This window comes from Muribaculum sp. (assembly GCF_029051885.1).
Classification (GTDB): Bacteria; Bacteroidota; Bacteroidia; order Bacteroidales; family Muribaculaceae; genus Muribaculum.
Map to the genome: position 1 here is coordinate 1 of NZ_JAIDKI010000182.1, position 8,106 is coordinate 8,106.

General features: G+C 52.0%; 4 protein-coding genes. 2 read left to right on the forward strand and 2 right to left on the reverse strand.

Annotation, left to right across the window (positions count from 1 at the left end):
* Nucleotides 1-97 precede the first annotated feature (97 nt).
* Complete coding sequence (locus tag K2I50_RS07825) at nucleotides 98-2,509, reverse strand: choice-of-anchor J domain-containing protein (RefSeq protein WP_301025780.1); 2,412 nt, start codon at nucleotides 2,507-2,509, stop codon at nucleotides 98-100.
* Nucleotides 2,510-3,082: 573 nt separating this feature from the next.
* On the opposite strand from K2I50_RS07825, the gene K2I50_RS07830 reads away from it, so the two are divergent.
* Both K2I50_RS07830 and K2I50_RS07835 read left to right on the forward strand, forming a co-directional pair.
* Nucleotides 3,083-5,392 (forward strand): TonB-dependent receptor, encoded by a 2,310-nt coding sequence (locus K2I50_RS07830; protein WP_301025781.1) that lies wholly within the window; start codon nucleotides 3,083-3,085, stop codon nucleotides 5,390-5,392.
* A 167-nt stretch (nucleotides 5,393-5,559) separates the two neighbouring features.
* Complete coding sequence (locus tag K2I50_RS07835) at nucleotides 5,560-6,894, forward strand: NADP-specific glutamate dehydrogenase (protein WP_301025782.1); 1,335 nt, start codon at nucleotides 5,560-5,562, stop codon at nucleotides 6,892-6,894.
* 101 nt (nucleotides 6,895-6,995) lie between these two features.
* Here K2I50_RS07835 and msrB read toward each other — a convergent pair whose 3' ends face one another.
* Nucleotides 6,996-7,994 carry a peptide-methionine (R)-S-oxide reductase MsrB gene (gene msrB, locus K2I50_RS07840; RefSeq protein ID WP_301025783.1) on the reverse strand — a complete coding sequence of 333 codons (999 nt, stop codon included), beginning with the start codon at nucleotides 7,992-7,994 and terminating at the stop codon, nucleotides 6,996-6,998.
* Between the last annotated feature and the right edge of the window lie 112 nt (nucleotides 7,995-8,106).

Genomic DNA, 8,106 nt, shown 5'->3' on the forward strand with positions numbered 1-8,106 from the left:
AACCGCATTGCTCCCTCTCTGCGCGAACACATCTGCACGACGCTTGACCGCCCCAGCGTTAACAAATATTGGGGAACGGGGTCTAAGTTCGACTCTATTACTTGGCAAACTTAGCGGTATACGTGCCGCAACGCACGATATATATACCCTTGCCAAGGCTGCGGGTATCTACATTGTTGACACCCTCATACACCCTGCGTCCGTAAGCGTCATAAAGAGATACCCTCTCGTCTGAGGCCACTCCGCCAACCGTAAGTATATCGCCGTCAAATGATAAGGCGCAACCGCCCTCATCTTCCACGCCATCGATGCCGGAGACATCGGTGGTAGCCGACTGCTTCACACGGATACGGGCCTCCGTGCCGCCGTTGCCGAGATATACGGTCTTCGAACGCTGCTCACTGCTGCGGGGAGCAGAGAAGCGCACGGCATACGACCCGTCGGCACCTGTCACCGGCGTTACAGTAAGCCAGTCAAATGTCGTGCCCTCAGCTACCAGCGGCAGACGTGCGTTGTCATTGGCAGTGTCGACCACCCACCAGTTTTCGGGAGAGTTGGTAGCGCTCGCCGCTACTTCCACCATATTGGTAGTCTCATCAAGCGTCACAATCTCCTCGCTGAGGCTCAACACATGGTGAGTACCGTTGAGACTGATATACAGAGCCGAAGAATAGTCGGCAAGGGCATCGGATGCAGAGTAAAGCATCTCCACGCCATTGTTGTCAAACATCATGTAGGCATAATTATGCGCTGCATCATTGCGTCCCGACTGTGCGCATGCGGCAAACTCGCGCACCTTCGCACTGTCAAATCCCTTAATCATCACAAATGTATGCCCCGACATCTCATAAGGTGTAGCCAGGTGGAAGATTGCATTGTAGAATCCGAAGCCGGTTATCTCCTTTCCTGTCACCGACGATGTGGCCACAGGCTGCGCGCTGAGTCGGCCGTCGGAGTCGACGGTATACATCTCAAGATATATCACTGCATCATCGTCAGCATCAAATTCGCCAAGAGTAAGCATCACATCGGTAACGGTAAGAGGTGCAGCCGGAGCATAGAACAGATTGCCGATAGCTGTCTGCTTGATGTTAGTGCCCCATGTGTCTTTGGCAGATGTGCCGAAACAGTAAGAACCGTTACCGAAATTAGGCACAACAAGACCCTTGTTGACATAATCATAGTTGCCAAGATATACCGTCTCGTCGGCAAGATCCGGAATTCGGCCACCTACATACATTCCGCCCTTGTTTTCCTCACCGCCAAACGAATATTTATGTGAACCGTTTACATTTGACGCCGTGAGTACAGGATAAGGAATCACCCCGCCATGGCTCCATCCATACGATACCTTAGCCGTATTGCCCTCTACGATATCAGTCATCTCACCGGAAGCCTCGCTGTAGAACGCCCACGAATTCGTCTCGGTATATACGTTGGACGAAGCGCTCCAGTTGATTTCCTTATCGGCAGGGATGAGAATATAAGGCTCGGTATTGCTGTGCAGGCCGTCGCTTATGCCTGCAAGCAGGCTCCCTTCGGGAAGTGTGTAGAAAGCCTCAGGCTGTGGAGCAGCCACCGTTACAGCATCGACTGCCATCGAGTTGCCACCGGCAAAAGGTGTGAGATAACGGAAAGCGATTTTTACTTTCTTGCCACGGTAATCGGTAAGAGGCACACAATATGACGCATATTGCAGCTCGCCCATCAAATCATACAGCTCGGCGTCAGTCTTATCCGCGCATTCCTTCTCACTTAGCTTCCAGAGGCATGTCCACGTATCGCCGCCGTCGGTAGTGACGTGCACTTCCAGGTCGGTATCAATTCTGTCGCGCTCATACATATAGGCACTCCAGTTGTAATCATAGACACTGCCCAGGTCGGCCTCGGCAAGGAAAAACAGGTCATCGTTTGCACCGACTGTAATTTCAGGCGTGATGAGCCATTCATCCTGCGGAGCCTTCGCACCCTCTACTTTCTCACCATCCGAATTCTTATAACTCCAGTTGTAGGTAAAATGAATCCAGCATTCCTTCACACCGTCAGTTGTTATTGCGGTCCAGTATCCGTCGCCGGTGTCCTGTCCGCTCCACGAGTTGTTGATGTTATGGCTACACATCTCGAGAGTAGGCTTGTTTTCAGGAGTATTGATTTCGGTCCATCCTTCAGGCAGCCAGTCAAGCTCTCCGGCATGCCCTTCAAAGCCCTCATAGAATGTGGCTCCGGCCGGAGCCTTATACACTTTGCGGATATTCTGACGTCCGGCCGATACCTTTCCATGCTTCACCATGTCTTTGTAGATATGTCCTTCGCTGTCACGTACCACACGCTGCACTATGCCCGGAGCCATCTCCTTTTCAGAAAGCACTGTGCGCTCAACCGACAGATTGCTGACCAGTGCCGACCTCGATTCAGGACGCGACTCTACCGGAGCCACAGGCACTGTAGCGCTGACTAAGACAGATGAAGACAACGACAGCAACATCATCAATGATTTGGATTGTTTCATAAATAATGAGTAATCTAAATTTAGGGTTAATAATAGGTTATATGATTAATAAAAATGAATCCATTATATGATTTCCAATAGCCCCAAGTACCTTAATAATCTTAATTTCCTATGAAAATAGATAAGTAAGGAACAAACATTCAAGCATCAGCATATGAAAAGCTCGATTCTCCCGTCATAAAGCACATTGGCATTTATGCGAAAGAGACAGATTCATGAATTTCAAAGACAGAAATCTTTACGCGTGCAAAATTAATAAAAACAATAACAAATTTAATTTTTTTTATTAAAAAAAGCACAAAACAACGAATATACCGTATATATTCCAAAACAAACCACACCTCAACATATACACTATAGCGATAATAACTCACATGACATCATCATGCAGCCTATCAAACCGCTCACTCCCGCCACAACCCTGCGTTCATCTCTCAGAGTCGCATGTAGTACACATTATTGATTACGACACACGTACATTCACAACACACAATCACTAAAATCGGGTATTGCAGAGAGGATAGGCATTTTGTAATTTTGCACAGCATTAATTACCTACTCACAAATAGCCAAATGATTCACAGGACACTTACTCTGATTGCAGCGATAATACTGACCGCAATCTCTGCAAGCGCAAAAGCAGCCAACGTGCCCACCGATGCCAACATAGGCGGACATGTCATCGACAAGGAAAATGGAGAACATATCACGGGATGTATCGTAAAGATTCTCGGCTCTAATATGGCCACCATGACCGACGCATCGGGTCATTATATATTCCGCGACCTGCGTCCGGGCGAATATACCCTCGAGGTATCATACATGGGCTATCGCAACCAGAAAAAAAGCACAAGCGTAAAGTCGCCTCAGACTGTCGAGCTCAACTTTGAAATCTCGCCTGACGCATTCATGCTCGACCAGGTGGTGGTAACATCGTCAAAGACCGAAACCCGACGTCGCGAAAGCGCATCGCTTGTCAACGTTCTATCGGGCAACACATTCCTCAATGTCGGAGCATGTTCCCTTGCCGACGGACTCGACTTCCAGCCGGGTGTCAGAGTCGAGAACGATTGCCAGAACTGCGGATTCACACAGGTAAGAATCAACGGTCTCGACGGACACTACTCCCAGATACTGATGAACTCGCGCCCGGTATTCTCTGCTCTTACCGGCGTCTACGGCCTGGAGCAGATACCGGCCAACATGATAGAGCGCGTAGAGGTGATGCGCGGCGGTGGCTCGGCTCTGTTCGGCTCGTCGGCCGTAGGCGGCACCATAAATATAATAACCAAAGACCCGCTGTCCAACTCCGCCAAAGTAGCGCATACCCTCACTTCGATAGGCCCTTCGGGAGCTATGGACAACAATACCACCATCAACGCCTCTGTTGTGACCGACAACAACAAGGCCGGCATCTTCATATACGGTCAGAGCCGCTATCGCGACGGATATGACCACAACGACGACGGCTTTACCGAAGTGGCCCAGCTCAAGACACAGACTCTCGGCGCACGCACATTTCTGCGCACGAGCGACAATTCGAAACTCACTCTCGAGTACCACAACACCCACGAATACCGCCGCGGAGGCGACCGGCTTGACCAGCCTGCCCACATGGCGATGATAGCCGAGCAGGTCGACCACAACATCCACGCAGGCGAAGCCACTCTCGACCTCTGGCTGCGCGACCGCCGCGACCATCTGTCGGTGTTTGCCGCCACTCAGAATACACGCCGACAGAGCTACTATGGCTCGGAAATGGATCCCAACGCCTACGGACGCACATCCGACATCGTGGTCACTGCCGGAACACAATGGACACACCCTATCGACCGGTTCCTGTTCATGCCCTCGGAGCTTGTAGCCGGCCTGGAATACTCCTACAACCGTCTGCACGACGTGACCGTAGGCTACAACCACGACATAACGCAGGATGTGAATATCTACAGCGGATATCTGCAAAACGAATGGAAAAATGAAAAATGGGGATTCCTGGTGGGTGCGCGCGTCGACAAGCACTCCATGATTGACAATCCGGTCGTATCGCCGCGCGCCAACCTGCGCTTCAATCCTTCCGACAATCTCAATTTCCGCGCATCATATTCCACCGGATTCCGCTCGCCCCAGGCCTACGACGAGGATTTCCATGTGGCCATCGTAGGCGGCGAGCGTGTGGTAACAGTGCTCGCCCCCGGACTCAAGCAGGAGAGCTCACAGAGCGTAAGCCTCTCGGCCGACCTGTACCACCGCTTCGGCAACGTGCAGACCAATCTCCTCGTCGAGGGATTCTTCACCGACCTGCGCGATGTGTTTGCCCTGCGTCAGCTCGACGAGCCCGACGCGGCAGGCAATGCAGTGCTTGAGCGCTACAATGGCTCCGGAGCGAGAGTGATGGGACTCAACATCGAGGCAAAAGCATTCTTCTCAAGCCATTTCGACATGCAGGGAGGCATCACCCTACAGCGCAGCCGCTACAAGCAGCCCGAGCAATGGAGCGACAATCCCGATGTGCCGGCCGAGAAAAAAATGTTCCGCACACCCGATATCTACGGTTATTTCACAGCCAACTGGGAGATTACCCACTCGCTCAAGGCAAGCCTCACAGGCACCGGCACCGGACCGATGCTCGTGCAGCACATCGCCGGCTCGGGTACGGATGTGGATCTCGCCGTACGCACAGAATCATTCTTCGACGCATCGCTTAAGTTCACCTACAGCTTCCGCCTCTACAACCGTGTCAACCTCGACGTGTCGGCCGGAGTAAGCAATATATTCAACTCATATCAGAACGACTTTGACCGCGGACCGATGCGCGACTCCGGCTATATGTACGGCCCGATGCTGCCGCGATGCATCAACTTCGGCGTATCATTAGGCATCTGATAATACATTTTGCGGCAAAAATTGCTAATTTTCGATATTTTTGCTTTAAAAATTTGCAGGATGTAACCATTTTGTTGTAAATTTGCCGAAAAGAAAACCAAGAGATTGTATAATTCATATATAATCTCTAAAAGATTCACCGAATTAACTTCAAAGAAAGTTTAAGTATGAAAGCAACTGAAGTGTTAGCGGATCTCCAGCGCAGATTCCCCAACGAGCCGGAATACCTGCAGGCCGTGGAAGAAGTGATAACCACTATTGAGGATGAGTACAACAAGCATCCCGAGTTTGAGCGCTACAACCTTATCGAGCGTCTCTGTATTCCCGACCGCATATTCTCGTTCCGTGTATCATGGGTCGACGACAAGGGCAAGGTACATAACAACATGGGCTACCGTATCCAGCACAACAACGCTATTGGCCCGTACAAGGGAGGTATCCGTTTCCACTCCTCAGTCAACCAGTCGATTCTGAAGTTCCTCGCTTTCGAACAGACTTTTAAAAACTCACTCACTACCCTCGCCATGGGCGGTGGCAAAGGCGGTTCCGACTTCTCTCCGCGCGGAAAGAGCGACATGGAAGTAATGCGCTTCTGCCAGGCGTTTATCGCTGAGCTCTGGCGCCACATCGGCCCCGACACCGACGTGCCTGCCGGCGACATAGGTGTAGGCGGACGTGAGGTAGGCTACATGTACGGTATGTACAAAAAGATGGCCCGCGAATTTACCGGCACATTCACCGGCAAAGGTCTTGAGTTCGGCGGCTCTCTTATCCGCCCCGAGGCTACCGGCTACGGCAATGTATACTTCCTGCTCAACATGCTCGCAACCCGCGGCATCGACATCAAGGACAAGGTAGTGGCTATCTCCGGTTCAGGCAACGTGGCCACCTACACCGCCAAGAAGCTCCTCGAGCTTGGCGCAAAGGTAATCACCATGAGCGACTCCGACGGCTGCATCTACGTGCCCGAAGGTCTCACCAAAGAACAGCTCGACTACATCTTCAAGCTCAAGAACGAATACCGCGGCCGCATACGTGAGTTTGCCGAAGAATTCGGTTGCGAATACGTAGAGGGCGGACGTCCCTGGGGATACAAGTGTGATATCGCAATGCCCTCAGCCACACAGAACGAGCTTGACGGCGACGACGCACGCGCACTTCTCGCCAACGGCGTGATTGCAGTGAGCGAAGGTGCCAACATGCCCTCGACTCCCGATGCTATCAAGGAATTCCTCAACGCAAAGATACTCTATGCACCCGGCAAGGCTGCAAACGCCGGCGGTGTATCGGTAAGCGGTCTTGAGATGGCACAGAACTCTCAGAAACTCTCATGGAGCTCCGAAGAGGTCGACGAAAAGCTCAAAGGCATCATGAAGAATATCCACGAGCAGTGTCAGAAGTACGGCAAGGAAGAGGACGGATTCACCAACTACGTGAAGGGTGCCAATGTTGCCGGATTCATGAAAGTGGCTCGCGCAATGATGGCCCAGGGCATCATCTGATACCCAACCGCCACATACTCAAAGGCAAATAATCCCGACCTACATAGACAAGGCGCTGCGTCAGAAATCTCTGACGCAGCGCCCGTTTTATGTACTTGAGGTCACTTCACATACGGCAGATAGTCGCCATAGCCGAGGGCTTCCATATCCTCGACAGGTATAAAACGCAGAGCCGCGCTGTTGATGCAGTAGCGCAGACCGCCCGATGCACGAGGACCGTCGTTGAACACATGTCCAAGATGCGCGTCGCCGGCATAGCTGCGCACCTCAGTGCGCACCATCCCGTGAGAGTGGTCGCTCCTCTCGACTATCGACGCTCCGGGAATCGGACGAGAGAAGCTCGGCCATCCACACCCTGAGCTAAACTTATCGCTCGATGCAAATAAAGGCTCTCCGGTCGTTATGTCGACATATATACCCTCGCGGCGCTCATTCCAGTATTCATTTGTAAACGGCGGCTCGGTAGCATTATTCCGGGTCACAGCATACTGGATATCCGTAAGACGGCGCCGCAACTCATCGTCCGACGGCTTCTGCCATCGGCTCACCTCAGCCACGTCAGCCACCTTCCGGCTACCCTCACGCGCAATCTCAAACAAGCGCGGGTCGATATGACAGTATCCGCCCGGATTCCTGTCGAGATAGTCCTGATGGTAATCCTCGGCGGGATAGAAATTACGCAGCGGCATTACCTCCACCGCGATGGGACGGTCATACTCCTCAGCCAGGCGCCCCACTGCCCGGTCAATCACCTCCGTCTGAGCAGGCGAGGTATAGTAAATCCCCGTGCGATACTGCGTGCCATGGTCATTACCCTGCCTGTTGACCGACGTCGGGTCGATAGTCATGAAAAACAACTGCAAGATAAGCTCCAGCCCGACCTTCGATGTGTCGTAAGTCACCATTACCGCTTCGGCGGCATTGGTGCGCCCGCTGCACACCTCCCTGTAGGTAGGGTCAGGCTCATCGCTGTTGGCATATCCGGCCTCGGTAGAGACTACCCCGTCGATCTGCTTCAGAAAATGCTGGGTACCCCAGAAGCATCCTCCGGCAAGACATATACTCTCGTATCCTGATGTATGTTTCCTTTCTGTATTCATATCGTTAAAACAGATAAACGCATCGTTCTGTTGCATTAAGAGCTTGTTTAGAGCTTGTTTAATAATAAATGTTACCGTCAGGGCGGTCAATCGTCGAGCATATTTTCGCTTG